29 protein-coding genes and 1 pseudogene are annotated in these 26,501 nt (G+C 66.7%); 15 read left to right on the top strand and 15 right to left on the bottom strand.

The window, feature by feature from the left end:
• The first annotated feature begins 79 nt into the window (after positions 1-79).
• The 3 genes from DFS21_RS11275 to DFS21_RS11265 are packed head-to-tail and all read left to right on the top strand — an operon-like array spanning position 80 to position 2,725.
• Positions 80-322 (top strand): hypothetical protein, encoded by a 243-nt coding sequence (locus tag DFS21_RS11275; protein ID WP_102685119.1) that lies wholly within the window; start codon positions 80-82, stop codon positions 320-322.
• Positions 319-1,113 carry an exodeoxyribonuclease III gene (gene xth / locus DFS21_RS11270; RefSeq protein WP_110704265.1) on the top strand — a complete coding sequence of 265 codons (795 nt, stop codon included), beginning with the start codon at positions 319-321 and terminating at the stop codon, positions 1,111-1,113. The genes DFS21_RS11275 and xth overlap by 4 nt, the downstream gene beginning before the upstream one ends.
• A 43-nt stretch (positions 1,114-1,156) precedes the next feature.
• A complete protein-coding gene (locus DFS21_RS11265) occupies positions 1,157-2,725 on the top strand; it encodes a sensor domain-containing diguanylate cyclase (protein WP_110704267.1) in 1,569 nt (522 codons plus the stop codon).
• Positions 2,726-2,877: 152 nt separating this feature from the next.
• Here DFS21_RS11265 and DFS21_RS11260 read toward each other — a convergent pair whose 3' ends face one another.
• The 8 genes from DFS21_RS11260 to DFS21_RS11225 all read right to left on the bottom strand — a co-directional run bounded on the left by DFS21_RS11260 (position 2,878) and on the right by DFS21_RS11225 (position 9,988).
• Positions 2,878-3,837, bottom strand: a complete 960-nt coding sequence (locus DFS21_RS11260) for a ribonuclease Z (RefSeq protein ID WP_111532335.1) — start codon at positions 3,835-3,837, stop codon at positions 2,878-2,880.
• A 135-nt stretch (positions 3,838-3,972) separates the two neighbouring features.
• A complete protein-coding gene (hpaI, locus tag DFS21_RS11255) occupies positions 3,973-4,773 on the bottom strand; it encodes a 4-hydroxy-2-oxoheptanedioate aldolase (RefSeq protein ID WP_110704271.1) in 801 nt (266 codons plus the stop codon).
• Positions 4,774-4,782: 9 nt separating this feature from the next.
• Positions 4,783-5,586, bottom strand: a complete 804-nt coding sequence (gene hpaH, locus DFS21_RS11250) for a 2-oxo-hept-4-ene-1,7-dioate hydratase (protein ID WP_111532334.1) — start codon at positions 5,584-5,586, stop codon at positions 4,783-4,785.
• Between the two features lie 7 nt (positions 5,587-5,593).
• Positions 5,594-6,004 carry a 5-carboxymethyl-2-hydroxymuconate Delta-isomerase gene (locus DFS21_RS11245; RefSeq protein WP_102685125.1) on the bottom strand — a complete coding sequence of 137 codons (411 nt, stop codon included), beginning with the start codon at positions 6,002-6,004 and terminating at the stop codon, positions 5,594-5,596.
• Positions 6,005-6,015: 11 nt separating this feature from the next.
• Entirely contained in the window at positions 6,016-6,939 is a 924-nt protein-coding gene (gene hpaD / locus DFS21_RS11240) for a 3,4-dihydroxyphenylacetate 2,3-dioxygenase (RefSeq protein WP_102685126.1), read from the bottom strand.
• 141 nt (positions 6,940-7,080) lie between these two features.
• Complete coding sequence (gene hpaE, locus DFS21_RS11235) at positions 7,081-8,541, bottom strand: 5-carboxymethyl-2-hydroxymuconate semialdehyde dehydrogenase (protein WP_111532333.1); 1,461 nt, start codon at positions 8,539-8,541, stop codon at positions 7,081-7,083.
• Positions 8,538-9,317: a fumarylacetoacetate hydrolase family protein gene (locus DFS21_RS11230; protein ID WP_111532332.1), complete on the bottom strand. Its 780-nt coding sequence runs from the start codon at positions 9,315-9,317 to the stop codon at positions 8,538-8,540. Before DFS21_RS11230 ends, hpaE begins: the two co-directional genes overlap by 4 nt.
• On the bottom strand, positions 9,314-9,988 hold the full coding sequence (locus tag DFS21_RS11225) for a fumarylacetoacetate hydrolase family protein (protein WP_111532331.1): 675 nt from the start codon (positions 9,986-9,988) through the stop codon (positions 9,314-9,316). Before DFS21_RS11225 ends, DFS21_RS11230 begins: the two co-directional genes overlap by 4 nt.
• Before the next feature lie 162 nt (positions 9,989-10,150).
• On the opposite strand from DFS21_RS11225, the gene hpaA reads away from it, so the two are divergent.
• Entirely contained in the window at positions 10,151-11,053 is a 903-nt protein-coding gene (gene hpaA / locus DFS21_RS11220) for a 4-hydroxyphenylacetate catabolism regulatory protein HpaA (protein ID WP_102685341.1), read from the top strand.
• Positions 11,054-11,222: 169 nt separating this feature from the next.
• Entirely contained in the window at positions 11,223-11,645 is a 423-nt protein-coding gene (gene hpaR, locus DFS21_RS11215) for a homoprotocatechuate degradation operon regulator HpaR (RefSeq protein WP_023632900.1), read from the top strand.
• A gap of 119 nt (positions 11,646-11,764) precedes the next feature.
• Here hpaR and DFS21_RS11210 read toward each other — a convergent pair whose 3' ends face one another.
• Both DFS21_RS11210 and DFS21_RS11205 read right to left on the bottom strand, forming a co-directional pair.
• On the bottom strand, positions 11,765-12,361 hold the full coding sequence (locus DFS21_RS11210) for a TetR/AcrR family transcriptional regulator (RefSeq protein ID WP_173862483.1): 597 nt from the start codon (positions 12,359-12,361) through the stop codon (positions 11,765-11,767).
• 5 nt (positions 12,362-12,366) lie between these two features.
• A complete protein-coding gene (locus DFS21_RS11205) occupies positions 12,367-13,575 on the bottom strand; it encodes a multidrug effflux MFS transporter (protein ID WP_111532330.1) in 1,209 nt (402 codons plus the stop codon).
• Positions 13,576-13,914: 339 nt separating this feature from the next.
• Between DFS21_RS11205 and DFS21_RS27255 the strand changes: the two are divergent.
• The 8 genes and pseudogenes from DFS21_RS27255 to DFS21_RS11170 form a co-directional block, all read left to right on the top strand.
• Positions 13,915-14,037: pseudogene (locus tag DFS21_RS27255) on the top strand (general stress protein); the annotation flags it as partial.
• A gap of 59 nt (positions 14,038-14,096) precedes the next feature.
• Positions 14,097-14,276, top strand: a complete 180-nt coding sequence (locus DFS21_RS11195) for a hypothetical protein (protein WP_110704285.1) — start codon at positions 14,097-14,099, stop codon at positions 14,274-14,276.
• Between the two features lie 15 nt (positions 14,277-14,291).
• The gene (locus tag DFS21_RS11190) at positions 14,292-15,626 is read left to right on the top strand and encodes an iron-containing redox enzyme family protein (RefSeq protein WP_111532329.1); all 1,335 of its coding nucleotides are present in this window, start codon (positions 14,292-14,294) and stop codon (positions 15,624-15,626) included.
• The gene (locus DFS21_RS11185) at positions 15,626-16,582 is read left to right on the top strand and encodes a class I SAM-dependent methyltransferase (protein ID WP_110704289.1); all 957 of its coding nucleotides are present in this window, start codon (positions 15,626-15,628) and stop codon (positions 16,580-16,582) included. The genes DFS21_RS11190 and DFS21_RS11185 overlap by 1 nt, the downstream gene beginning before the upstream one ends.
• Before the next feature lie 4 nt (positions 16,583-16,586).
• Positions 16,587-17,711 (top strand): carboxylate-amine ligase, encoded by a 1,125-nt coding sequence (locus DFS21_RS11180; RefSeq protein ID WP_111532328.1) that lies wholly within the window; start codon positions 16,587-16,589, stop codon positions 17,709-17,711.
• A gap of 143 nt (positions 17,712-17,854) precedes the next feature.
• Positions 17,855-18,760: an SDR family oxidoreductase gene (locus DFS21_RS11175; protein ID WP_111532327.1), complete on the top strand. Its 906-nt coding sequence runs from the start codon at positions 17,855-17,857 to the stop codon at positions 18,758-18,760.
• Between the two features lie 81 nt (positions 18,761-18,841).
• Positions 18,842-18,979 (top strand): PSPA7_2676 family Cys-rich small protein, encoded by a 138-nt coding sequence (locus DFS21_RS26735; RefSeq protein ID WP_178082012.1) that lies wholly within the window; start codon positions 18,842-18,844, stop codon positions 18,977-18,979.
• Positions 18,980-18,988: 9 nt separating this feature from the next.
• Positions 18,989-19,825: a Ku protein gene (locus DFS21_RS11170; protein WP_110704295.1), complete on the top strand. Its 837-nt coding sequence runs from the start codon at positions 18,989-18,991 to the stop codon at positions 19,823-19,825.
• Positions 19,826-19,838: 13 nt separating this feature from the next.
• On the opposite strand, the gene DFS21_RS11165 is transcribed toward DFS21_RS11170, so the two are convergent.
• From DFS21_RS11165 to ligD, 5 genes are read right to left on the bottom strand one after another with little or no spacing between them, the layout of a single operon-like run.
• Positions 19,839-20,501 carry a glycosyltransferase gene (locus DFS21_RS11165; RefSeq protein ID WP_111532326.1) on the bottom strand — a complete coding sequence of 221 codons (663 nt, stop codon included), beginning with the start codon at positions 20,499-20,501 and terminating at the stop codon, positions 19,839-19,841.
• Complete coding sequence (locus tag DFS21_RS11160; protein WP_111532325.1) at positions 20,498-21,097, bottom strand: bifunctional 2-polyprenyl-6-hydroxyphenol methylase/3-demethylubiquinol 3-O-methyltransferase UbiG; 600 nt, start codon at positions 21,095-21,097, stop codon at positions 20,498-20,500. The genes DFS21_RS11165 and DFS21_RS11160 overlap by 4 nt, the downstream gene beginning before the upstream one ends.
• Before the next feature lie 10 nt (positions 21,098-21,107).
• Positions 21,108-21,863 carry a PIG-L deacetylase family protein gene (locus DFS21_RS11155; RefSeq protein WP_111532324.1) on the bottom strand — a complete coding sequence of 252 codons (756 nt, stop codon included), beginning with the start codon at positions 21,861-21,863 and terminating at the stop codon, positions 21,108-21,110.
• Positions 21,860-22,900 (bottom strand): acyl-CoA dehydrogenase, encoded by a 1,041-nt coding sequence (locus tag DFS21_RS11150; RefSeq protein ID WP_110704300.1) that lies wholly within the window; start codon positions 22,898-22,900, stop codon positions 21,860-21,862. Before DFS21_RS11150 ends, DFS21_RS11155 begins: the two co-directional genes overlap by 4 nt.
• 19 nt (positions 22,901-22,919) lie before the next feature.
• Entirely contained in the window at positions 22,920-25,391 is a 2,472-nt protein-coding gene (gene ligD / locus DFS21_RS11145; RefSeq protein WP_111532323.1) for a DNA ligase D, read from the bottom strand.
• A gap of 157 nt (positions 25,392-25,548) precedes the next feature.
• Between ligD and DFS21_RS11140 the strand changes: the two genes are divergently transcribed.
• Together DFS21_RS11140 and DFS21_RS11135 are read left to right on the top strand one after the other, a co-directional pair.
• Complete coding sequence (locus DFS21_RS11140) at positions 25,549-26,010, top strand: phosphotransferase system, HPr-related protein (RefSeq protein ID WP_110704305.1); 462 nt, start codon at positions 25,549-25,551, stop codon at positions 26,008-26,010.
• On the top strand, positions 26,010-26,240 hold the full coding sequence (locus tag DFS21_RS11135; RefSeq protein ID WP_081941252.1) for a metallothionein: 231 nt from the start codon (positions 26,010-26,012) through the stop codon (positions 26,238-26,240). The genes DFS21_RS11140 and DFS21_RS11135 overlap by 1 nt, the downstream gene beginning before the upstream one ends.
• Positions 26,241-26,501: the final 261 nt, after the last annotated feature.

Raw genomic sequence — 26,501 nt, 5'->3', positions numbered from 1 at the left:
AGGTTTAATTTTTCTGCGCGCTTTGAACCGATGATGACAAGCAAGGCTCACACCTTCAAAGGTGCAGAGGAACCCGACCATGAGCATCGAACGCAGCATTCCCGAACTCGAGGCCTGGTACGCCCAGTACGACGATGCCAGCTATCGGCGCGAATCGCCCGACGCCTATCACCATGAATTGCTGCGCACGGCCGAGGCGCTGCGCGATGATGGCGCGATCGACTGGGACGACTGGCTCAAGCTCAAGGAGCTGGCCGACCAGGCCCACCTGGGGGCACTGCAAGACGCGGTGCAGGCCCGCGTGGACGACCCCGACGCATGAAAGCGCTGAAGATAGCCACGTTCAATGTCAACGGCATCCGCAGCCGGCTCGACAACCTGCTGGCCTGGCTGGCGCGTGAGCAGCCCGACATCGTCTGCCTGCAGGAACTCAAGGCCAGCGACGCGCAGTTTCCCGGTGAGGCCATCGAGGCTGCCGGCTACGGCTGCCTGCACTTCGGCCAGGCGTCATGGAACGGGGTCGCCATCCTCGCCCGCGGCAGCCAGCCCCTGGAGGTGCGCCGCGGCTTGCCGGGCATGGAGGATGACGGCCAGAGCCGTTATATCGAGGCGGCGGTGCACGGCGTGCAGGTGGCCTGCCTGTACCTGCCCAACGGCAACCCGCAACCGGGCCCGAAGTTTGCGTACAAGTTGCGCTGGTTCGAATGCCTGATCGCCCATGCCGACACGCTGCGCGGCGCCGATCACCCTGTGTTGCTGGCGGGGGACTTCAACGTGGTGCCCACCGACCAGGACATCTACAACCCGAAATCGTGGCTCAAGGACGCGCTGCTGCAGCCCGAGTCACGCGCATGCTACCAGCGTTTGCTGGAGCAGGGCTGGAGCGATGCGTTGCGGCAGTTGTACCCGCACGAGCGGGTCTACACCTTCTGGGACTATTTCCGTAACCACTGGCCGCGCAACGCCGGGCTGCGCATCGACCACCTGCTGCTCAACCCGGCCCTGGCGCCTTACCTGAAGGACGCCGGGGTCGACGCCTGGGTGCGCAACGAGGCGCACGCCAGCGACCACGCGCCGGTGTGGATCAGCCTCGGCACACGCAAGCGGCGCTGAACTATAGTCATTGGCGGCCAAGGGTCGATGACAAGGGACTTCAATGCGCGCAGTCAGGAAACAGACCGAGGACGGCCTCTTCCCGGTGACGGGCGAGGGGCGCGCCGTGTCGCTGTTCCGCCTGATGCTCAGTTTCATGGCGGTGGTGATGCTGGTTTTCGTGCTGGTCGAAGGCTGGCGGATCTGGCGCGACTACCGGCAGGTGTTCACCAATGCCGAAAACGCGGTCAGCAACCTGGCCCGGGCCACCGCCCAGCATGCCGAGGATGCCATCCGCCAGGTGGACGCGATCACCGCGGCCTTGGCCGAGCGCCTGGAGGGCGATGGCTTCGCCCATGTCGACCGCCCGCGCCTGCACGCGTTGCTCAAGCAGCAGGCGCAGATCATGCCGCAACTGCATGGCCTGTTCGTCTATGGCCCCGACGGCGGCTGGATCGTCACCGACAAGGATGACGTGCCAGCGGGTGCCAACAATGCCGACCGAGATTATTTCATCTATCACCGCACCCATCCCGACCGCCAGGTGCGTATCGGCACGGTGGTGCGCAGCCGCTCCACGGGCGACCTGATCATCCCCATCTCGCGGCGCCTGGACAATGCCGACGGCAGCTTTGCCGGGGTGTTGCTGGGGACGATCAAAGTCGACTGGTTCGTGCGCTACTACGGCGACTTCAAGATCGACGAGCGCGGCGCCCTGGTGCTGGCCAAGCGCGACGGCACCATCCTCGTGCGTCGGCCGTTCGTCGAGCAGGTGATCGGCCGCAGCCTGGCCAGCAGCGAGATCTTCCGTCTTTACCTGCCCTATGCCAGCGAGGGGGTGGCCGAGGCGGTGGCGGTGGTAGACGGCACGCCACGCCTGTATGCCTTCCGTTCACTGGGCAGTTACCCCCTGGTGGTGGAGGCGGGCTTGTCGCGCGAGTCGATCATCGCGCCGTGGCGCCACGACATGCTCAAGTCGGTGGCGGTGCTGGTCCTGGTATTGATCGGCCTGGCTGGGTTCGGCTGGATCGTCCTGCGCCAGTTGCGCGAGCGCATCGCCATCGAGCGTGCCCTGCACCAGGCCCACCAGACCCTAAAGGCGCTGGCCTTGACCGACAGCTTGACCGGGCTGGGCAACCGCAGGCGGCTGGATGCGGTGCTGGAACCGGAGATACGCCGGGCGCGGCGACAGGGCTATGCCCTGGCCCTGGTGATGCTCGACCTGGACTGCTTCAAGTCCTACAACGACCGCTACGGGCATCCGGCCGGCGACCAGTGCCTGCGCCGCTTCGGCGAGCTGTTGCGCCAGGCGCTGAAACGCCCGGGCGACCTGGCGGTGCGTTATGGTGGCGAAGAGTTTACCTTGCTGCTGCCCGATACCGATGCCGCGGGGGCCAGCCAGATCGTGCAGGAGATCCTGCAGTTGCTGCGCCGGCAGGCCATCGAGCACGGTGGCAGTCCGTTCGGCCATGTCACGGCCAGCGCCGGAATTGCGGTGGGTGCGCCGACGTTGGCGACGGTGACCCCGGAAAACCTGATGGCGGCGGCCGACGCGGCGCTCTACCAGGCCAAGCGGCAGGGGCGTGATCGCTACTGCCTGGCGGCCAGTGTGGAGCAGCATCCGGCGCATTGAAACCCAAGGATACGGCCCAAGTATCACCAGCGTTGCGCGGTCTGTCGTGGGAGCGGGCTTGCCCCGCGATAGCGTCCGATCAGGCAATGAAGGTGCCTGGTAAGGCCTCATCGCGGGGCAAGCCCGCTCCCACGATAGGTCCCCGGCCGGCGCTATTCCACCTCGACCAGCACCCCGTCACGGTCAACCCGGTAACGCGCCAGGTCCCGGGCCAGGGTCAGGTGCCCCTTGAAGTGCGCCAGCGCCTCATCGCGTACCTCCTCGATGGAACCGCCGCGCCCACCGCCCGACTGGTAGCGGGCGCTGAAGTGCGTCAGCACCAGGTTCTTCACCCCCACCATCTCGCCGAAGCGCGCCACCGCAGCGGCGGTGCTGTGGCCGAAGCTGGCCTGGGTGCGTTCGACCAACGGTTGGGTGAAGGTGGCTTCGTGGACCAGGACGTCAACGTTGGCGGCCAGTTCGCTCAACAATTCGGGGCGGTCGTTGTCACCACAGACGATGATGCGTTGCGCCGGGCGCGTCGGTTGCAGGTAGGCCTGCGGGTCGATCTGGCGACCTTCGTGCTCGACCGTTCGGCCACGGGCGATCTGCCCCCACAGCGGCCCGGCGGGGATGCCGTCGGCGCGCAGGCGCTCGGTGTCCAGGTGCGGTTGCGGGTCGCGCTCCTCGAACACGAAGCCGTAGGAGGGTACCCGGTGCGACAGCTCGACCACGCCGACCTGGATGTTACCGTGGCTCAAGCCACCAAAGGTCTCCAGCGCCTGCATCTGCAACTCGAAGGGCAGGTAGGTGTCGCTGACCTCCAGGCTCTGCCGGACCCAGGGGTGCAGGTCGGCCGGCAGGACCAGCACCAGTGGCTCCTTGCGCCCTGACATGCCGGCGCTGGCCAGCAGCCCCGGCAGGCCGAAGCAATGGTCGCCGTGTACATGGGTGATGAAGATGGCGCGCAGGTCGCGCACCGACAGCGGGCTGTGCAGCAGCTGATGCTGGGTGCCTTCGCCGCAATCGACCAGGAACCAACCGCTGCCGGTGGCCTCGATGACCGCGGTCGCGCTGACGTTGCGGGCCTTGGTGGGCACCCCGGAGGAGGTGCCCAGAAACTGCAGGTCCATTGCCTGACTCCTTGATTCGACGTTGTCGCGACCCCGCAGGGCGGGGCGCGCGGAGGCTAGCATGGTGCTGCCGGGCGGGCCAGCAGTGCTTCACCGGCTCGCCCCAACATCGAGCTTACGCGCTACAAGGCCAGGCTAGTAGACACCGCCCTGGGCGATGGCGGCGGCCCCTGCCTTGAACGTGCCCGCCAGCCCCTGCAAGCCGCGCATCAGCACCGTGGTGTCGACCCCCACCGCGACGAACGCCGCGCCCAGTTCGATGTAACGTCGGGCCAGCGTCGCGTCGGCGCTGAGAATACCTGCCGCCTTGCCGGCCCGCGCGATGCGCACGATGGCATCCTCGATGGCCGCCTGGACCTCAGGATGCCCCGGATTGCCCCGCTGGCCCATGGCGGCGCTGAGGTCGGCGGGGCCGATGAACACGCCGTCGACACCTTCGACGGCACAGATCGCGTCGAGGTTGGCCAGCCCTTCGCGGTTTTCCACCTGCAGCAGCAGGCACATCTGCTCGTCGGCCTGGTCCAGGTAGCCGGGGATGCTGTTCCAGCGCGACGCCCGCGCCAGCGCGCTGCCGACACCGCGCACGCCGTGGGGCGGGTAGCGCATCGCCCGCACCAGCTGACGTGCCTGCTCGGCGCTTTCGACCATGGGCACCAGCAGGGTCTGCACGCCGATATCGAGCAACTGCTTGATCAGCGCGGTATCGCCGATCACCGGGCGCACGATGGGCTGGGCCGGGTAGGGCGCCACCGCCTGCAACTGGCCGAGCAGGCTGCGCAGGTCGTTGGGCGCATGCTCGCCGTCGAGCAGCAGCCAGTCGAAGCCGGCGTTGGCCGCCAGCTCCGCGCAATATGGATCGGCCAGGCCGAGCCACAGGCCGATCTGAGCCTGGCCGTCGCGCAGGCGTTGCTTGAAGGTGTTGATGGGCATGTCCATGGGCGCTCCTCAGACGAAACGGCAGGCGATCGAGCCAAGCTGGTCGTAGTCGACGTGAAAGGTGTCGCCGGGACGGGCGGCCACCGGGCGGGTGAACGAGCCGCCGAGAATGAGCTGGCTGGCTTCCAGGCTCACGTCATGTGCCGCCAGCTTGTTGGCCAGCCAGGCCACGCCCTTGGCGGGGTGGTTGAGCACCGCCGCCGACACGCCGGATTCCTCGATCACGCCGTTGCGGTACAGCACCGCCGGGACCTTGCGCAGGTCGATATCGCCCGGGCGCACGGCGCGCCCGCCCATCACCACGCCAGCGTTGGCGGCGTTGTCGGAGATGGTGTCGAAGACCTTGCGGGTGGCGCCGCTGAGCGGGTCGACCTGCTGGATGCGCGCATCGATGATCTCCAGCGCCGGGATCACCCACTCGGTGGCGTCGAGCACCTCGAACAGGGTCACGTTCGGCCCCTTGAGCGGCTTGCCGAGGATGAACGCCAGTTCCACCTCGACCCGGGGCACGATGAAACGCTCGAAGGGAATGTCGCTGCCTTCCTCGAACAGCATGTCGTCGAGCAGCGCGCCGTAGTCTGGCTCGGTGATGTTCGAGGAGACCTGCATGGCCCGGGAGGTGAGGCCGATCTTGTGGCCGACCAGCTTGCGGCCATCCTTGATCTTCTGCGCCACCCAGGCACGCTGGATGGCGTAGGCGTCCTCGATGCCGATCGAGGGATGTTCCAGGGAAAACTGGCCGACCTGTTCGCGGGTGCGTTCGGCCTGGTCGAGGCGGGCGGCGGCTTGCTGGATGATGCGGGCGTCGAGCATGGAGACCTCAGGGCTGGCGGGTGAACAGAGGGTGCAGGCTGCTGTGCTTGGCGTCGTAAACCTGGGCCTGGCTTTCGTCGATCTGCAGGGTCACGCCGACCGGGCGACGTTCCAGCAGCGCGTCCAGGTGCCGGCGCAACACCGCCAGCAGCGCGTCACCGACCTGCTGGTGCACCGCGGCGCTGCGGCCAGCGCCCATGCGCAGGTTGGCGTAGACGAAACCGTAGGCACCGCGGCCATCGGCGATTGCCGCATGGGCGGCGGGGTAGGCCAGCACACGGGTGCCGCCGGTGGGGAACACCTGGCGATGGTGTTCGTCGCGCTGGGCGAGCATGCAGTCGGCCAGGGCGCGGCATAGGCCTGGCATATCGGCGTCGGCTTCGATATCCGGGCTGTAGAGCAGGACCAGATGGGGCATGGTGATGCTCCTTACAGGCGGCTTGTGGAGGTGACGCCGGCCCGGTTCGAGGCCTGGGCGGCAGGGATCGCGCTGCCATCCTGCGGGGTGACCGGGAAGATCGCGTTGATCTGGCCGGTGCCGGAGGAACCGAAGTACGGCGTCACCACCTCGGCCTTGCCGTCGTATTTCGACCAGCCGAGCGCGCCGAGCAACATGGCGGTGTCGTGCATGAAGCCTTCGCCGTGGCCCTTGACCGCGTACTCGGGCAGCATTGCGCAGAAGTCGGCCCAGTCGCCGTCCTGCCACAGGCGCACCACGCGGTGGTCGAGGGTTTCCAGGAACGGGCTCCAGACCTTGGTGGCAAAGTCCGGGGCCTGGCCGTTCTGGGCGAAACGGTGCGACAGCGAGCCGCTGGCCAGGAAGGCCACGGTGCCGTCGTAGTGTTCCTCGACCGCCTTGCGCATGGCCCAGCCCAGGCGCGCGCTGTCGTTGAGGTAGTGCGAGGTGCACAGCGCCGAGACCGAGATCACCTTGAAGTGCTGGTCGGTGTTCATGTAGCGCATCGGCACCAGGGTGCCGTACTCAGGCGCCAGCGTGGTGGCGTCGTGGGCCATGGTTTCCACGCCCAGGCGATTGCACTCGTCGGCGAGGATGCGTCCCAGCTCGGGGTTGCCGGGGAAGCCGTAGTTCATGTTGGCGATGAAGTGCGGCAGTTCGTTGCTGGTGTACAGGCCTTCGAAGTGCGCGGCGCAGTTGATGTGGTAGTTGGCGTTGACCAGCCAGTGGGTGTCGAACACGACGAGGGTGTCGACGCCCAGTTCGCGGCAGCGCCGGCCGATCTCGAGGTGGCCGTCGATGGCCGCCTGGCGAAAGCCCTGGCGCGGGCCCGGCAGTTCGGACAGGTACATCGACGGCACGTGGGTGATCTTGGCGGCGAGAGCGAGTGTGCCCATGGGAGTCTCCGGTAACGAGTTGTTGTTATGTATCCATGGCGAGGGCTTCGCCCTCGTTTCGCCGGCAAGCCGGCTCCTACAGTGTGCGGTGATCCCTGTGGGAGCCGGCTTGCCGGCGATGGGCTGCTCAGCAGCCCCGCGTTACACCCCCCAGCGCGGAATGTGGTGGCTACCCATGGATATACACACGTTCTTTATCTCGGCGAAGACCTCGAAGCTGTATTGCCCGCCTTCGCGACCGGTGCCCGAGCCCTTGACACCGCCGAACGGCTGGCGCAGGTCGCGCACGTTCTGGCTGTTGATGAACACCATCCCGGCCTCGATGCCACGGGCCAGGCGGTGGGCCTTGCCGATGTCCTGGGTCCAGATGTACGAGGCCAGGCCGTACTCGGTGTCGTTGGCCAGTTGCAGCGCCTCGGCCTCGTCCTTGAACGGGATCAGGCACACCACCGGGCCGAAGATCTCTTCCTGGGCGATGCGCATCTTGTTGTTCACATCGGCGAACACCGTCGGCTGGATGAACTGCCCCTTGGCCAGGTGCGCCGGCAATCCGGCCGGGCGTTCCAGGCCACCGGCCAGCAGGCGCGCGCCTTCTTCCAGGCCGATGCGGATGTAGCCGGTGACCTTGTCGTAGTGCTGCTGGGTGATCATCGAGCCGACCTGGGTCTTCGGGTCGGTCGGGTCACCGACGATGAGGCGCTTGGCACGGGCGGCGAACTCGGCGACGAACTGCGGGTACACGCTCTCCTGGATGAAGATGCGGCTGCCGGCGGTGCAGCGCTCGCCGTTGAGCGAGAAAATGGTGAACAAGGCAGCGTCCAGCGCACGCTCGAGGTCGGCGTCCTCGAAGATCAGTACCGGCGATTTGCCGCCCAGTTCCATCGAGTACTTTTTCAGGCCGGCCGTCTGCATGATCTTCCGGCCGGTGGCGGTGCCGCCGGTGAAGGAGATGGCGCGCACGTCCGGGTGACGCACCAGGGCATCGCCGGCGGTGGCGCCGTAGCCCTGGATGACGTTGAGCACGCCATTGGGGATGCCGGCCTCGACCGCCAGGCGCCCCAGCTCATTGGCGGTCAGCGGCGACAGTTCGCTCATCTTCAGCACCGCGGTATTGCCCAGCGCCAGGCACGGCGCGGTCTTCCAGGTGGAGGTCATGAACGGCACGTTCCAGGGCGACACCAGCGCGCACACTCCAACCGGCTGGTAGAGCGTGTAGTTGAGCATCTGGTCGTCCACCGGGTAGCTGTGGCCGTCCATACGTGTGCACACCTCGGCGAAGAAGTCGAAATTGTGCGAGGCGCGGGGGATCAGCACGTTGCGCGTCTGGTGGATCGGCAGGCCGGTGTCCAGGGTTTCCAGTTCGGCCAACTGCGGCACGTTCTGCTCGATCAGCTCACCCAGGCGGCGCATCAGGCGCGCGCGCTCCTTGGCCGGTGTATTGGCCCATTTCGGGAAGGCTTGCTTGGCCGCGGCCACGGCCAGGGCGACTTCCTCGGCGCCGCCGCTGGCGACTTCGCCGATGGCCTCGCCGGTGGCCGGGTTGTAGTTGACGAAGGTGTCGCGGCTCTCGACTTCGCGGCCATCGATCCAGTGCTTGATCATGCTGTTGCCTCTTGTGCGTTGCGGGCGAAGAACTCGGCTTCGCTGACGATCCGGTTGACCAGGCGGCCGACGCCTTCCACTTCCACCACCACCTCGTCGCCCGGGACCACGTCGGCCAGGCCTTCCGGGGTGCCGGTGGCGATCATGTCGCCGGGTTGCAGGGTCATGAAGCTGGAGAAGTATTCGATCAGGTAGGGAATGTCGAAGATCATGTCGGCCGTGGTGCCTTGCTGTTTCAGCTCGCCGTTGATCCAGGTGCGCAGGGTCAGGTTCGACGGATCCGGCACATCGGCGGTGTCGACGATCCAAGGGCCCACCGGGGTGGTGGCGTCACGGTTTTTCACCCGCAGGTTGGGGCGGTAGTAGTTCTCCAGGTAGTCGCGGATGGCGTAGTCGTTGCACACCGTGTAGCCGGCCAGGTAGTCGAGGGCATCCTCACGCTTGACGTTGCGCGCCGGCTTGCCGATCACCGCCACCAGTTCGCACTCGTAGTGCATGTACTTGACGTTGTCCGGGCGCCAGCTGACCTGGTTGTGCCCGGTGTAGGTGCCGGGCGACTTGACGAAGGCCAGCGGTTCGGTGGGCGGGGTGAAGGCCAGCTCGGCGGCATGGTCGGCGTAGTTCAGGCCCAGGGCGAACATGCTACCGCTGGCCGGCGGCAGCCAGGTGACCTGGTCGGCGTCGACCACACGGCCATCGGCCAGGCGCAGTCGCTGGTCGTTTTCGACGGTGACCGCGTGGACCTGGCCGTCGAACTGGATACGGGCGTGCTTCATGGGACGAGTCCTTGTTCGGCGACGATGGGGTTGGTCAGCTGGCCGAGGCCGTCGATCTCGACCGTCACCTGGTCGCCGGGCAGCACATCGACACGGCCTTCCGGGGTGCCGGTGATCAGCACGTCGCCGGCATGCAGGGTCATGAACTCGCTGATCTCGGCGATCAGCCGGGCCACGCCGCGCACGCAGTTGGCGGTGTTGTTCTGCTGGCGCAGCTCACCGTTGACCCACAGGCGAATGCCCAGCGCGTCGGGGTTGCCGACCTGCGTGGGCGGCACCAGTTGCGGGCCGAGCGGGCAGAAACCGTCGCGGCATTTGGCCTTGACCGCCGGGCGGTAGTAACTGTCTTCGGGCAGGCTGAACTCGTTGACGATGGTGTAGCCCGCCACGTGGTCCAGGGCGTTGTCCAGGCTGACGCGACTGGCGTCCTTGCCGATGACCACGCCCAGTGCAGGGCCCGCTTGCAGGCGTTCGACTGCCGAGGGGTAGGTCACTGGCTGGGCGTGACCGTTGCGGGTGTTGGGCGTCTTGATGAACAGCACCGGCTTGACCGGCGGTTGCTGGTACGGCGCTTCGTGGAAGGACGCCAGATGCTGTTGCAGCAGGCCCTGGTAGTTCAGGGCGACGCCGAACAGGCTGCCGCTGGCGACCTCGTGCAAGGCACGGCTCATGCATTTCTCCTGCGGTGGGCGAAGCGGACGGGACGCTTCTTGGTGTTTTTGTTAATGTGTTAACGTTATATTTAATATGTTAACGATCGTCAAGGCATTCGCCGCTGGTCGGTGGTGCTAGGATTATTCCCCCCGGCGCGTTTCACCGCTGCGAGAACAACAATGAAAGAACGACAGCCGATCCCCAACATCAACATCGGTCAGGTCTACGACCAGCGCTACAGCGACAGCGAGGTGCATTACGACCGGCTGGGCAACCTGGCCGGATTCTTCGGCCGCAACATGCCGGTGCACCGGCACGACCGTTTCTTCCAGGTGCACTACGTGAAGACCGGCAGCGTGCGGGTGTACCTGGACGAGCAGCGTTACCACGAGTCCGGTCCGATGTTCTTCCTCACCCCACCCACCATTCCCCATGCTTTCGTCACCGAGCCCGATGCCGACGGCCATGTGCTGACCGTGCGCCAGCAACTGGTCTGGCAACTGCTGCAGGCCGAGCCTGGGCTTGCGCTTGGCCCACGCCTGCAGCCGGCATGTGTCGCGCTCGGTCATCTGCGGGGGGCGGCGGCCGAGGAGGTGCAGCGCCTGGAGCAGCTGTTCGACCTGCTGGGCGGCGAACTGGGCCATGGCCAGGCCGGGCAGGGCACCGCCGTGCAGGACCTGGCCCGCCTGGTGATGATCAGCCTGTTGCGCCTGTGCGCCAATTCGCTGGAGGCCACGCCCGCGCGGCACGAGGACCTGCAGCTGTTCCACCGTTTCAACGAACTGATCGAGCGCCACTACCTCGACCACTGGACCCTGCCGGCCTACGCGGCAGCCCTGGGCGTGACCGAGGCGCGCCTGAACGACGTGTGCCGGCGCATGGCCGACCTGCCGTCCAAGCGCCTGGTGTTCGAGCGGCTGATGCAGGAGGCGCGGCGCTTGCTGCTGTACACCGGCGGCTCGGCCAACGAGATCTGCTACCGCCTGGGGTTCAAGGACCCGGCGTACTTCAGCCGCTTCTTCCAGCGCCATGCGCAGATGACGCCGGGTGAGTACCGCCAGCGCCAGGCGGGGTTGCGTTGACATGCGGCGACGGGTCCGGGCGGTGGGCTGTCGGCAGATCGTGCTACGGGGAAGGCATCGCGGGAATGGGTGATTGCCAGGAGCGCTGGTACTTTTCACAGGGCTGGACAGCCCGGGTGAAAATGTATTTCACTTTATTAATATCTTAATAAAACAGCCCTTGATCCTGATGACCCAACCAAGACCCTCCCTGACCTTGACCCTGCTGCAGGCCCGCGAAGCGACCATGGCGTTCTTCCGCCCGGCCCTGAATGCCCACGACCTGACCGAGCAGCAATGGCGGGTGATCCGTATCCTGCGCCAGCAGGGCGAGCTGGAAAGCCACCAGCTGGCCGACCAGGCCTGCATCCTCAAGCCGAGCATGAGCGGCGTGCTCAAGCGCCTGGAGCGCGACGGCCTGGTGGCGCGGCGCAAGTCGCCGGAAGACCAGCGGCGCATCTTCATCAGCCTGACCGTGCGCGGGCAGCAGGCGTTCCTGGCGATGAGCGAGGAGATGGAGCGCAACTACCAGGAGATCCAGCGCCAGTTCGGCGCGGACAAGCTGGAGCAGTTGATGGGGTTGTTGAACGAGCTGAAGAAGGTCAGGCCCTGAAATCAAGGGGGCCGCTGTGCGGCCCATCGCCGGCAAGCCGGCTCCCACAGGGTTGGCAGTTGGCGCGGACATTGTGGGAGCCGGCTTGCCGGCGAGGGGTTGCACAGCAACCCCATGGTTTACTGTCCAGCCAATTGCAGCGAATCATCGAGAATTTTCAGCAACGACGCTGCCCGCCGCGCATAAACCGCCGGGGGCGCGTACAGCAGCTCTACATGCAGGCTGTCGATGATTCCCAGGTACGCATCGCCGTACAGCTCCAGCTTGTTGCCATCGCTTTGGGCCCAGGCGTGGCGCTCGCGCAGGGCCTGGCAGAAGCCCAGGCGGATCCGCTCCAGGTACGCCTCGAAGCCGGTGGTGACAGTCGAGCGGATCGGCGCCGGCGGCAGGAATGCACTGCGCAGCACGAAGCGCAGGTTGGCCGACGCCGCGTAGCGCTCGGCCAGGTGCAGCGGATGCCAGTGCCCCGGCGCCTCGCGGCCTGCCGCTTCATGGCCGAAGCCCGCCTCGACGTAGGCGGTTTCGTCGGCCAGGGCCCGTTCGAAGGCGCACACGAATAACGCGTCCTTGTTGGCGAAGTGGGCGTACAGCGAGGCCTTGCGCATGCCTGCCAGGGCGGCGATCTCGTTCAGCGACGAGCCGTCGTAGCCGTGCTCGGCGAAATGCTCCACGGCATGCTCGCAGATGCGCGCGGCGGAAGGGGTCAGGGCTTTCAAGGCGGTCACTCCGGGTTGACGCAGCAGGGCGAGGCGCTGATTGTCTTTGCCACGGCGGCGCGGGTCAAACCGACGATGACCACGGCCGCCGCCGCCAGTAACCAGGCCCAGGCCAGCGGGCCCAGGGTGGCCAGGTGCCCGGCCAGGGGCGTGGCGCTGGACGAGATCACCAGTTGCAGCGCGCCGAGCAGGGCCGCCGTCGAGCCGACATCGCGCTGCTGCGATGACATCGCCAGGGCCATCAAGGTGGCCTCGCAAACCCCCAGGCCGAACAGCGCCAGCACCACGCCCGCCAGCAGCAGCGGCAGGCCTGCGCCAGACAGGCCGGCAATCACCGCCAGTGCTGCGCCGGCCCCCATGCACAGCGCCCCCCACCAGGCCACCTGGGCCACGCCGTGCCGGCTGACGCAATAGCCGGACAGCGCCGCGCCGAGCAGGATGGCAACGCCGCAGCCGCCGAACAGCAGGCCGAAGTGCGTGCTGGAGAGGCCGAAGTGCTGCTGGTACACATAGGCCGAGCCGGCGATGTAGGCGAACAGGAAGAAGAACACCGCCGACAGGGCCAGGGCCGGGCGCAGGAAAGCGCCGTCGGCGGCTATGCGGCCATAAGTACGCCATACCGTTGCCGGTGCCAGGCGTACTCGATGCGTCGGCGGCAGGGTTTCACCGAGTGTCACGGCCGAATTGACCAAGGTCAGCAGACCGAGGCCGGCCAGTACCAGCATGATCGCCCGCCAGCCGTACGCAGCGTCGATCACCCCGCCCAGCGCCGGGGCGAGGATCGGCGCCAGGCCCTCGATGGTCATCAGCAGGGCGAAGATCTGTGCCGCCCGTGCGCCATCGGCGCTGTCGCGGACCATGCTCATGATCACCACCAACGTCAGCGCGCTGGCCAGGCCCTGCACCAGGCGCGCCACCAGCAGCGCGTCCAGCGACGGCGCGGCCGCCGCGGCCAGGGAGGCGATGCAGAACACCAGCAGGCCGGCGAGCAGCGGGCGACGCCGCCCCAAGGCATCCACCAGTGGCCCGAACAGCAGTTGCCCGGCGCCCATGGCCAGCAGGAACACGGTCAGCGTCAGCTGAACCTGGGTATAGCCGGTGGCGAAGTCGCGGGCCATCTCCGGCAGGCTGGCCAGGTACATATCGATGGCAGACGGGCCAAGAGCGCCGATCAGGGCGAGGGAGGCGGCGAAGCGCAAATGTGAAGCGGGCATGAGCGAAAGTCCGTGCAAGCAAAATAGTAACCTACCGACCGGTAGGTTGGCGAAGTATGCCAGATATCTGCCGGGGGTCAACGCAATGTCTGCCCACCGGGGATCCGCTTGCGCCCCAAATACACCGTCGCCGCTTGTTTAGCGCCACCGGTCCGATCCGCTCGGAATAATCCGAATCCCTCTTTATCGCCGTACTCCCAATCCATGTACGGCACCTCGCCGTGCAACCCTTAGCCACACGAGGTTTTTGCAACCATGGCCAACAAAGACAGCAACATGACCGGTCGCCAGGACACCAACAAGCAGGACGCCAACAAGACCGGCAGCCAGGGTGGAACGAAGAACCCAGGCAATTTCGCCAATGACCGCGAAAAAGCGTCCGAAGCCGGTCGCAAGGGCGGGCAGAGCTCCGGCGGCGGCAATCGCCAGAGCGAGTCCGGCCACAAGGGCGGCCGCTCGTAAGTGAGGGCACGCGGTGCCGGGTTCGCCTGGCACCGCGCACACCCCACCAGGAGGTTCCCATGCGTATCGCACCTCTGATTTGCCTGTTGGGTAGCCTGGGCCTGCTGGCTGGCTGCTTCGACCGCGACAATGACCATCCGGCGAAAGACGCCGACCCGAGCAAGCCCTCGCTGCAGATGCAGCAACCCGATTCCCCGACCAGCAACCCGTCCCCCGAAACCAAGCCCCAGAATCCATAACGCGAGGTGACCGGCATGGTGGCGATGATCCGTGACGGCGTGCGTTCGCAAGCCAGGCACGACATGACTGATGAGGTAGCGCATCGCTACCAGGCGTTGCTGGCGGGACGCGATGCCACCGCCGAGGACTGGCTGGAAACACAACTGCGCCGTGTTCGTACCAGGGAAGACGACCTGCCGGAAGAGCCGCACCTGTTGCCCCAATGGGCCGAACACCATGCCGCCCAGGTCGCCCACGACCATGCGCATTACCTGCGGCAGCGGCGTGAAGGAGCGCCCCGGCGCTATTTCGCCACCCGCGCCCAGGCCTTGTGGTTCCTGCAGCAGGTCGCGCCGACCAAGGCGGTCGACGGTGCCTGGTTGCACGGTACCCTGCGGCATTGGCGCGACCCGCGTTACCACGGGTTGATCCGCACCTTTCTCGAAGAACTGGGCGACGGCGACCCACGCTGCAACCATGTGCTGATCTACCAGCGCCTGCTCAGCCGCCTGGGGTGCTTGCAAGGGCTGCCACTTGAGCCTTCGCGCTTCGTGCAAGGCGCCGTGCAATTGGCCCTCGGCCAGTACTGCGAGCGCTTCCTGCCCGAGGTGATCGGCTACAACCTGGGATATGAGCAGCCACCGCTGCACCTGCTGATCACCACTCATGAGCTGGCCGAACTGGGTATCGACGCCCATTACTTCCAGTTGCACGTGACCATCGACAATGCCGCCAGCGGCCATGCCCGGCGTTCGCTGGAGAGCCTGCGGATGTTGGCGCCAGCGGGCGATGAAGATTTCTATGCGCGTGTCAGGCACGGCTACCGGCTCAACGACCTGGGTCTCGACACACCTTCGCTGATCGCCAGCTTCGACCTGCAGGGCGAACTGCTCGCCGCGCTGGAGCGCAAGCGCGTGTTCGGCCAGTTCATGCATTCCGATCGCTGCCGCCTGCAAGGGCGGACCATCAACCAGTGGCTTGCCGAGCCGGGGGCGATGGCCGGGTTCCTGGAGGCCCTGCAAGCCCAGGGCTGGATCAAGCGTGACAGCGACCCGATGCAGAGCCGCTTCTGGTCACTGATCGACGGCCCCGGCGCGGCAATGTTCGGCGTGTTCAGCGCCTACGAGAAACAGCTGTGGCATGACTGGATCGCCGGTAGCTGGCAAGGGGCCGGGCCTCGCCGTGTGCCGCCCGGGCAGTGGGAGCAGGCGTTGGCCCTGCAGGCGGAGGCGCCCGGCCGGGCCCAAGCCTCGGAGATCGCCACGCTGATCGAGGCCATGGCCGGTAACCGGCACGCAGAACCCACGGGCCTGCGTGCCACACGCGACTACATCGCTGCCACCGGGCTGTTCCAGGGAGGGCCGCGGTGATGCAACTTGACCAGAAGCAAATCCGTGCCGACGAGGCTTTGTTGCAACTGGGCCGCAGGCTGCATGCCGACGGCTACCGTTTCACCTGCGTCACCCCGGCGACCCAGGCGCGGGTCAATGCCCGACCTCAGGCCCAGCGCGCGTGCACGCTGCGAGATGTATTCGGCTGGAGCCGGCCGTTCCCGGCTTCGCTGATCAGTGCCGACGAGCTGGAACAACTGGGCACGGCCGGCGTGCTGGAGGCGCACGGCGAGCTGTGGCGCAGCCGAGTGCGCTGGTCGAGCCTGGATGACCTGTTGCTGGTGCATTCGGCCTGGCCGACGGAGAGCAGCGACGCGGTGTTCTTCGGGCCGGACAGCTACCGCTTCGCCCAGTTGATCGAGGATCACCTGCGGCGCAGCCCCCGGCGCGTGCAGCACGCCGTCGATATCGGCTGCGGCAGCGGCATCGGCGCTTTGCTGATTGCCCGGGCCGCACGCCATGCGCAGGTCAGCGCGCTGGACATCAATCCGCTGGCGCTGCGCTACACCGCCGTCAACGCCGCCCTGGCCGGGCTGGCCAATGTGTCGGTCGAGCCCAGCGACCTGCTCACGGGCATCACCGGCACCTTCGACCTGATCGTCGCCAACCCGCCCTATATGCTCGATGCCAGCCAGCGCGTCTACCGCCACGGCGGCGGGGCGCTCGGCGCCGACCTGTCGCTGCGTATCGTCGAACAGGCCTGTGAGCGCCTGACACCGGGCGGCACATTGCTGCTGTACACCGGGGTGGCGATCGTCGAAGGGCGCGATGCGTTGCTCGAAGCGGTCCGCCTGCGCCTGGCCGGCCCTGACTTGAGCTGGCACTACCGGGAGCTGGATCCGGACGTGTTCGGCGAGCAGTTGCTCGAGCCCGGCTATGAACAGGTCGAGCGCATTGCCGCCGTGGCCCTGACCGTCACCCGTCGCGGCGGATGAACGCATGGGGCGGCCCTGCACGTTCGGCATCGAGGAGGAGTACCTGCTGGTGGCGCTGGACAGTGGCCGGGTGCTGTCCTCGCCGTCGACGGCACTGATCCGTCTGTGCCGTGAGGTGCTGGGGCCGTGTTTCGCCGAAGAGATGTTCCGCAGCCAGATCGAGCTGGCCTCGCCGGTGTTCGAGACGCTGCACCAGGCCCGCACCTTCTTTACCGAGCAACGCCAGCGCCTGAGCCAGGCGCTGGCCGCCGAGGGGGCTGGTCTGTACTGTGCGGCAAGCCACCCCAGCGCCCACTGGCTGCGCCAGCATCCACGCGCAACGCCGCACTTTCGGCAGTTGTTCGACGACTACCGGCTGGTGGCCCGGCGTAGCCTGTTGAACGGCCTGCACGTGCATGTCGGGGTGCCACCGGGCCTGGATCGCATGCAGGTGATCAACCGGGTCCTGTGCTGGCTGCCCTTGCTGTTGTCGCTCAGCACCTCATCTCCCTACTGGTGCGGCCAGGACACCGGCTACATGAGCTACCGCCGCGTGGTGTGCGGAGAGTGGCCGCACATGGGCCTGCCGGAACCGCTGCCGGACTGGAGCGCCTACGAGCGTTATCGCGCGCTGTTGCAACGCAGCGGCACGTTGGCCGAGGACGGCGACTTCTGGTGGGCGATCAGACCTTCGCGGCGTTTTCCGACCGTCGAATTGCGCATCTGCGACGGCTGTCCGCGGCTGGAGGAAGCCTTGGCCATCGCCGGCCTGTTTCGCCATCTCGTCGAGCATGCGCTGCGGCGGCACGCTGGCGCCGCCAGCCGTGAAATGCGCTGGATCACCCAGGAGAACTACTGGCGCGCCATGCGTCATGGCCGTCTTGCCACCTTCATTGGTGTTCATGACCAGCAGCCGGTGAATGCCGAAGTCTGGCTGACGCAGTTACAGACGCAATGCCCGGCCGACACTGCCGATGCCGAGCGTTCTTTCCTGCACGCCCGGCGCATTCTGCGCGACGGCAGCAGTGCCGATCGCCAGCGCCAGGCCTATGGGTTGGCCCGCGAGCAAGGCCTGGATGAGCGTTTGGCAATGCGCAACGTGCTCAGGCAGGTGATGGACGACCATCTGTCGGCGCCGGGCCCAGCTTGAGCAAACCATCCATCAGCCGGTTGCCTCGAAACTTGTGTGGTCCTCGTGCGGTGCCAGACCGCTTCCACGTGACGAACAGCACCTGTATGCGGGCTTGCCCCGCGCCAGACCTTACCCAGCCATTACCCGAAGGAGTCCAGCCGATGCCCCGCAAGCCCCAGGACCAGTTCACCTTGCAGAACCCCCTGACCCAGTATCCGCATCCGCCATTCCCCGCCCAGCATCAACCGGCCCCAGGCCTGGATGCGCACATGCAACCCAAGCCCGACCACGGCGAAACCACCTACAAGGGCTTCGGCCGCCTGGCCGGCCGGCGCGCCCTGATCACCGGCGCCGATTCGGGTATCGGCCGGGCCGTGGCCATTGCTTTCGCCCGGGAGGGCGCCGACATCGCCCTCAATTATTTGCCGACCGAGGAGCGCGACGCCCGCGAAGTGGTGCAGCTTATCGAGGCCGAGGGGCGCAAGGCCGTGGCGTTGCCCGGCGACCTGAAGGATCCGCGCTTCTGCGGCCAGCTGGTCGACCAGGCTCACGAACGGCTCGGCGGGCTCGACATCCTGGTGAATGTCGCCGGCAAGCAGGAAGCACGCAAGGATATCGGGCAGATCACCCACGAGCAGTTCGACCATACGCTGAAGACCAACGTCTACGCGCTGTTCTGGCTGTGTCAGGCCGCCGTGCCGCTGATGCCGGCCGGGGCGACCATCATCAACACCGCGTCGATCCAGTCCTACCAGCCATCGGCCACGCTGCTCGACTATGCCACCACCAAGGCCGCCATCGTCGCCTTCACCAAGGCCCTGGCCAAGCAGGTGATCGAGCGCGGCATCCGGGTCAACGCGGTGGCCCCCGGGCCGATCTGGACCGTGCTGCAGCCCAGTGGCGGGCAGCCACCGGAGAAGATCCCCGACTTCGGCGGGCACACGCCGATGAAACGCCCGGGCCAGCCCGCCGAGTGCGCGCCGTTGTACGTGCTGCTGGCCAGCCAGGAGTCGAGCTACATCACCGGCGAGATTTTCGGCGTCACCGGGGGCAATCCGCTGCCGTAGGGCAAAGCCGAATAAACCTTCCGCGCGCCGCGCAGTCAGTCCTTGTAAGCGCCCCGTCGATGTGGGCCAAGGAGGTGGCTGATGAAACTCGTCTGCCTGCTGCGTGGCTGCCAATGGCGCAGCCTGTTGATCCACGAAGTCGCCGGGCTGCAATGCCACTGCTGCGAACGCTGCGGTGCGTTGCGTTACAGCCAGCCCGGCCTGACCCCGAACACTTAGGAGCCAACCATGGCCAGGGCGATCTGGAAAGGCGCGATCAGTTTCGGTCTGGTGCACATCCCGGTGTCCCTCAACACCGCGGTGCGCAGCGAGCGGGTGGATTTCGACTGGCTGGACAAGCGCAGCATGGAGCCAGTTGGCTACAAGCGGGTGAACAAGGTCACCGGCAAGGAAATCGACAAGGAAAACATCGTCAAGGGCGTGGAGTACGAGAAGGGCCGCTACGTGGTGATCAGCGAGGAGGAAATCCGCAAGGCCCGGCCAGAGGCGACCCAGACCATCGATATCTTCTCGTTCGTCGAAGCCGGGGAAATCCCCCTGCAACAGTTCGACACGCCGTATTACCTGAGCCCGGACCGCCGGGGCGGCAAGGTCTACGCGTTGCTGCGCGAGACTCTGGCCAGCACCGGCAAGGTGGCCCTGGCCACGGTGGTGCTGCACACCCGCCAGCACTTGGCGCTGCTGCGCCCGCTCGACGAGGCGCTGGTGATGATCACCTTGCGCTGGCCGGAGGAAGTGCGGGGCCTGGAGACACTGGAACTGGACAAGAGCGTGACCGACAGCAAGGTCGACAAGCGCGAGCTGGACATGGCCAAACGCCTGGTCGAGGACATGAGCGGGCCGTGGAAGCCCGATGACTACCACGACGCGTTCCGCCAGACCATCCTCGACCTGGTGGAGGAGAAGGCCAGCAAGGGCAAGATCGAGACAGTGGAGAAAGGCGAGGGCGCCACGGCGGAGAAGGGCGCGGACATCATCGACCTTACCGAGCTGCTCAAGCGCAGCCTGGGTGGCAAGAGCAAGGCGAAGAAGCCTGCGGCCAAGCGCCCACGCAAGGCATCGTGATCCGAGCGCCGGTCTACGGGATCTGGCCTTCCAATCCGCTGAGGTAATCGCCGAATCCCTGCCGCGCCCGGCTGTCCCGACGGCTGCTGGTCGCCACGCTGTGCCTGGCGGTCCAGACAATCTGCGCGCCGATGGCTTCCAGTGCCAGTACCAGTTGCACATCCTCGTGGGCCGGCAGCGGCTGGAAACCGCCGACCTTGGCATAGGCCTTGGCGCACACCCCAAGGTTGGCACCGTGTATATGCCGGTGGCCTTCCGTTGCCTGGTAGCGGCTGTGGTAAAGCTGGCGCAAGGCGGCACCCTGCCAGGGTTGCCAGCGCTCGATATGCACTGTGCCGCACACCGCGTCGGCATGCCATTGCAGCTGCGACAGCAGCCAGTGGCCAGGCACGCGGCTGTCGGCATCGGTGAATGCCAGCCACTGGGCGCCGCGCTCGATCATCCACGCCGCCCCCAGGCGCCGGGCAATGCCGACATTGCCGGCCTCCAGCGCCAGCGTGTGCACGCCATGGCGCCTGGCGATGCGCGCGCTGGCATCGGTACAGCGATCGAGCACCACCAGCACCTCGACCTCCAGGCCCGCGGCTTCGGCCCGCGCAGCTGCCACCCCCACGGCCTTCAGGCAGTGTCCGAGGCGCCGGGCCTCGTTATGGGCGGGAATGATCACCGCGATCATGGGCAAGTCTCGTCCAGGTCGACCACCCGGGGCTGGCACGACCAGTACTCGAGCAGGAAGTCCGCCTCCTCATGGCGCAACTGCGGATACAGCGGCAGGTGCCTGGCCAGCAGGGCGTGCACTTGGCCGCCGTCCTGGGGGCAGCCGTCAATCGGATGGCGCCAGTGGCAGGCCAGCAATCCGCCGTCGCCAGCCAGGCAGGCCACGGACTGTTCAATCACCTGCAACCAGTCGGTGGGGTCGAGGTAGTAGCCGATCTCGCTGAGCACGATCAGGTCGAACTGCCCGCCCGGCCAATCGCCCGGCAGGTGTCCCTGTTCGACGCGGGCATGATCGACCCCTGCCAGGCGTTGCCGGGCCAGCCTGACGGCAGTGGCGTCGATGTCCTGGCACAGCAGGCTGGCGCAGCGCTCGGCCAGCAGCACGCTCAGCTCGCCGTTGGCGCAGGCCGGCTCGAACACCCGGCCGTAGCACTGGCTGGGCAGGCTGGCCATCGCCAGGTCGCGCTTGCGACGTTCGTACCAGCGGGTGCGAAAGGCCCAGGGATCGTCGTTGCCGGCATACAGGTCGGCGAAATACTGCGCGTCGAGGCTCATGGCGACTCCATTACAGGAAGACCAGTTCGAAAGGCTGCAACAGGCAGGTCTGCAGGGTGACGGGCAGCACCGGAGGATGCTCCCCGTCTGGCTGCAACTGGCTGGCGTGGGCGGCCAAGGCCTGGCGTTTGCGCGCCAGGCGGGTGTCGTCGAGCTGTACCCGATGGGCCTGGGGCCAGGGCAGGCGCGGGTCATCGGGCGTGGCCCAATGCCACGCCCACACCGGGACCTCGGCCAGTTGTACCCGGCGTGCCTGGGCCGCCTGGGCAGCAGCGCGGCCGGCCGCCTCGTGGTCGCAGTGGCCGTCACCGCGCCAGGTGGTCAGCAGCAGGTCGTCCGGTTCGAGCAGTTGCTCCAGGTAGTTGGCCAGGAACGCTTCATCGCGGGGCAGGGCGCCGTCCTTGAGGTTCAGGCGCCGCCAGTCCAGGCGGTTGAGGTCCAGATCAAGCTGTTGCAGGGCGTGCCGGCTTTCCTGGGGGCGCTGGTGGCGCAGACGGTGCTCGGTCCAGTGGGCGGAATGGGGATGGCTGCCTTCGCCGTTGGTGGCGGAAATCAGCACCAGGTCCTGCTCGCGCCCGTGGAAACCGGCCAGCAGTCCGCCGGCCATGAGGATTTCATCGTCCGGGTGGGGGGCCAGCAACACCAGGCGCCGGCCGGACGGACAGACCTGTTCGGGCTTGAGCCACTTGGCGCGGGCCAGGTGCGCGGATTGCTGCCAGTCGCGCCAAGGGGTGCCGGCAGCCGCCTGGATACGGTTCTCGCTCATAGCTGCCAGGCTCCCGCCGGCATGCCGGTCACTTGCCTGCCCAGTTCGGCCAGGTCGCGTTCGGCATGGCTCTGGCGCAGGTAGACCGGCAGGTCGGCGCTGAGCCGGGCGAAATGACTGCTGCGACAGAAGGGCGTGGCACCCAGCGCCCTGCCGACATGGCGGATCACCTGCTCGACCGCCTGTTCGACCTGGGCGCGGGCGCGGCGCACTTCGAAGCTGGCGTCGGCATGGGGCTGCTGGTCGATCCAGGCGGCGCATTCGCGAAGCGCGGCGCGGGCGCCGTACAAGGCAGCATCCACCGCTCCCAGATGGGCATCGGCGTGCGGATCGGGCCGAGGCATGCGGCAATGCTCGCGCAGGTAGTCGGCCAGTGCCTCGGCCGCGCCGTACCAGCACGCGGCGATGCCGGCGCCGCCATGCCAGAAACCAGGACGTGCCAGGTACTGGCCGGGCAGGCCGACGGCCAGCCCGGGCGTGTCGTCGAATTCGATGCTGACGCTGGTGGTGGTGGCCATGCCCACCGCCTGCCACTGGTCGGCCTGGATGCGCTGGCTGGGGTGCGACAACTCGATGGCCACCAGCTGCGGCTGGTCATTCTCCCATGCAGTTATCAGTGCCCGGTCGATCTGCAGCGCGCCCGAGCACCAGGCCTTGCGCCCTTGCAGACGTACCTGCCCGTCGTGCCGCTCGACGATACGGGCACGGGCATCCGGCGGCTCTGCGGCCCACACGCCCCAGATCCCGTCCTGGGCGTGGTGGGCGGCACCGCATTCGGCCAGGATCGCCAAGGCATCGGTATGGCCTTCATAGAGCTTGGCCAGGGTCAGGTCGCAACCGGCTACCCGCGCGAGCGTCTGCCAGCGCTTGAGGGTCTGGCCCTGGCCGGGCAGGGGCAACAGGTCGAGGTGGTCGGCCTGCATGGCCTGCAGCAGCTCCGGCAGCAAGGTGTCGAGGTCGATGGCCTGCGGTCGGGCGCCGAAGCGGCGCAGCAGGCGGTCGAGGTTGGTCAGGTCGAAGTCCTGGATGATGCTCATGAATACGTTCCCCTTGGCCTCAGTCGATGCCCAGCTGTTTGCGCATGCGCACGGTGATGGACTGCCGGGTCTTGGCCATGTCCGCCCAAGGGTCGTCCACCTCGGCCAGCCGCGCCTGCAGATTGCCGATGTGCCACTGGTTGGCGCCTTTGAGCTGGGTCAGCTCTTCGCGCCAGATCGGCACCGACACCGGCAGCCCCTCGCGGGCACGCAGCGAATACGCCGCGACCGTGGTGGCGCCCTTGCCGTTGCGCAGGTAGTCGATGAAGATCCGCCCGACCCGGTTACGGGGCCCGGAGACGGCGCTGAGCCGATCCGGGAACAGGCCCGCCATATGCTCGACGAGGGCATGGCTGAAGTCCTTCACCTCGTCCCAACCGGCGCGGCGGGTCAGCGGCACCACCAGGTGCATGCCCTTGCCGCCACTGGTCTTGAGGAACACCTTCAGGCCCAGCTCATCGAGCAGGGTGAGGGTCAGTTGGGTCGCTTCGAGCATGGCTTTCCAGGGCAGTGCCGGATCGGGGTCGAGGTCGAGGACGAAGCGATCGGGCTTGTCGAAATCCTTGTCGGTGGCATTCCAGGTGTGCAGTTCGAGCATGTTCATCTGCACCGCGCCCAACAGGCTGTCGGCGCGGTTGAGCACCATCGCCGCCTGGCCGGCCTGCGCCTTGCTGTAGCTGCGCACAGCCGGGATGTGCAGCTGGCCGGCATTCTTCTGGAAGAACAGTTCGCCACCCAGTCCGTCCGGTGCGCGCACCAGCGCCACGGGACGGTCCTTGAGCTGCGGCAGCAGCCAGTCGGCGACCTGGGCGTAGTACTCGGCGACCTGGCGCTTGGTGGTGCCGGTGCTGGCGTCGACCACGCGGTCGGGGTGGGTCAGGCGCAGGCTGCCGTGGGGCTCGGCGGGTGGCTGCGCGGCGCGCTTGGCGGGCATGGCTCGCTCCAGGTCGATGGCGGTGGCGGGTTTGTCGTCGCGCAGGCCGTGGAACACCGAGTGGCGCACGATGCCTTCGCGGGTCATCTGGGCGTAGGCGACTTCGGCCAGCAGTTGCGGCTTGAGCCAGTGCACGCCACGGGTGTCGGCGCCGCGGGGCGGCTTGGGCAAGGCCGGCTTGTCGACTTCCAGGGGTTTGAGGCGCGCATGCAGGCTGTCCAGCGTGGTGGCGCTGAATCCGGTGCCGACCTTGCCGGCATAGCGCAACTGGCCGCTGTCGGTGTCGTGCAGGGCCAGCAGCAGGGCGCCGAAGGCGTTGCGGCCGCCTTTGGGGTCGGTGTAGCCGACGATCACGAACTCCTGGCGCTGCTTGCACTTGAGCTTGACCCAATCACCGCTGCGCCGGCCCACGTAGGGGCTGTCGGCGCGCTTGCCGATCAGGCCTTCGAGCTTGAGGCGGCAGGCGCTGTCGAGCAGCGAGTCGACAGGCTCGGTGAAGTCGGCGGAGAACTTGAGGAGGTCCGACGGCGTGCTTTCCAGCAGTCGGGCCAGGGTGGCACGTCGCGCCTGCAGGGGTAGCGGGCGAAGGTCCTCGCCACCCAAGTACGGCAGGTCGAACAGGTAATAGGTGATGCGTTCGTCGTGCTCGGTGTCGAAGGCGTTCTGCAAAGCCTGGAAGTCGGCCACACCCTGTTCGTCGACCACCACCATCTCGCCATCGAGCCAGGCCGAATCAAGCCCTAGCGCTTTCAAGGCCTCGACCTGACGCGGCATCTTCGCACTCCAGTCGTGGCCATTGCGGGTGAACAGGCGCACATCCTCGCCTTCGATGCGGGCGAGGATGCGGTAGCCGTCGAACTTGACTTCGTAGTGCCAGTCACCGCTGGGCGGCGAATCGACCAGGGTGGCGAGTTGCGGCTGGAGCTTGTCCGGCAGGGCGACGGGGTTGGCCTTGGCCTTGCGTTTGTTGGCAGTGGCTGTTTTCGCCGGCTGGCGCGGCAGCAGTGTACGGTCGCTCAGCACACTGTCCGGCAAGGCTTCGACAATGCTGTAGTCGGTTTCGCTGCGGGCCTGGCCGTCGTGGGACTTGACCAGCATCCACTGCTCCTTCTTGCCGGCCAGGTGGGTGCGGAACAGGTTCCAGACGCCCGACAGTTTCTCGCCCTGCAGACGAAAGCGCAGCTTGCCCTTGGCGTAGGCCTGGCGTGGATCGCCCTCGGGCTCCCAGATACCGCGATCCCAGACGATCACGTCACCGGCGCCGTAGTGGCCTTCGGGGATATTGCCTTCGAAGTCGGCGTAGTCCAGCGGGTGATCCTCCACATGCACCGCCAGGCGGCGGACCTTGGGGTCGAGCGAGGGGCCCTTGGGAATGGCCCAGCTTTTCAGGGTGCCATCGAGTTCCAGGCGAAAGTCGTAGTGCAGGTGGCTGGCGTCGTGTTTCTGGATGCAGAACTGCAAGGCATGGGCCTTGCCCGTGCGGCCGCGCTTGCCGGCAGGCTCGGGCGTGGCGTTGAAGTCGCGCTTGCGCTGGTACTCCAGCAGGGGCTTGGCCATGGCGGGCTCCGAAACGGTTCGCGGGGTCTCTAGGTTGGGAGGCGAGGGGGCTGGGCGGAGTTCAAAAAAAGCGTGGGCAGGTGCTGCCTGCAGAAACTCTGAATCATTGACTGGCAGGGGGAGTCGACCGAATGAGCCCACAAATCGGAGAGCGATCATGCCCATTCCCAGAGACCCTAAACCGGCAGTCGAGATCGACGACACGCAAGACCGCATGGGCAGTGTCCATGAACTGGATTTCAGCGAGCGCCGCGATGAGCGCCAGGGCCGGATTGGCGACGAACGACCGGCGCGGGAGGTGGAAGAGGAGTATCCACCCAGACGCGTTGCCGAAAGTGGCATGACCGGTGGCGAGGCGCTGAGTGACAGCCTGCACGAGGACAATGTCACCCTCGACGACCTGAGCCCTGACACGCTGCTGGACGAGACCGGTGCGCGCGATCCGCATGAGCCGGGTACGGCAGGCGGCCCGGCGGACCAGACCCTGCGTCATGTCGAGGCGCACGAGATCGGTGGCGGCATCGGCCTGGACGAGGCCGAACTGGCCCGCTCGGCGCCGTTGGACGGCGAGCCATGGACCGACGAGCTCACCCCTGAAGACGAGCGGAGAGAACGCTGATGAACGAGCAACGTTGTTCCTGCAACCACTGTTCCTGCACCGTGGATGCCAATGCCGTGGTCCAGGATGGCAAGGCGTACTGCTGCGAAGCGTGTGCGACGGGGCACCGTAATGGTGAGCCTTGTCGCATGGGGGATTGCAAATGTGGGGAGGTGAGTCAGCCGAAAGAGAGTAATGTCGATAACGCGTTGGATGAGACTTTTCCGGCGAGCGATCCTATTTCACCTTGATATTCAATATACAGCAGCCCTGTCATTAATTAATTCGACGATAGGGCTGCTGGCCACTACAATCACATACCTTCACCACACTAAAGCCTTCAATTCTTGCTCTTGCTCTTGCTCTTGCTCTTGCTCTTGCTCTTGCTTCTAAGTGCGCGATAGTTCAGGCAACACAAATTGCGACTTCAGGAGGCCGAACGGAGGTCTTGCGGAGGGAGGTGACGGGCATGGATGCCCGTCAAGCGCTGCGCCCCAGGATGGGGCGTTCAG

The organism is Pseudomonas sp. 2848 (assembly GCF_003253945.1).
Taxonomy (GTDB): domain Bacteria; phylum Pseudomonadota; class Gammaproteobacteria; order Pseudomonadales; family Pseudomonadaceae; genus Aquipseudomonas.
Note: the sequence above shows the minus strand (reverse complement) of the source record. Positions and strands in the feature narration are given on the sequence as shown.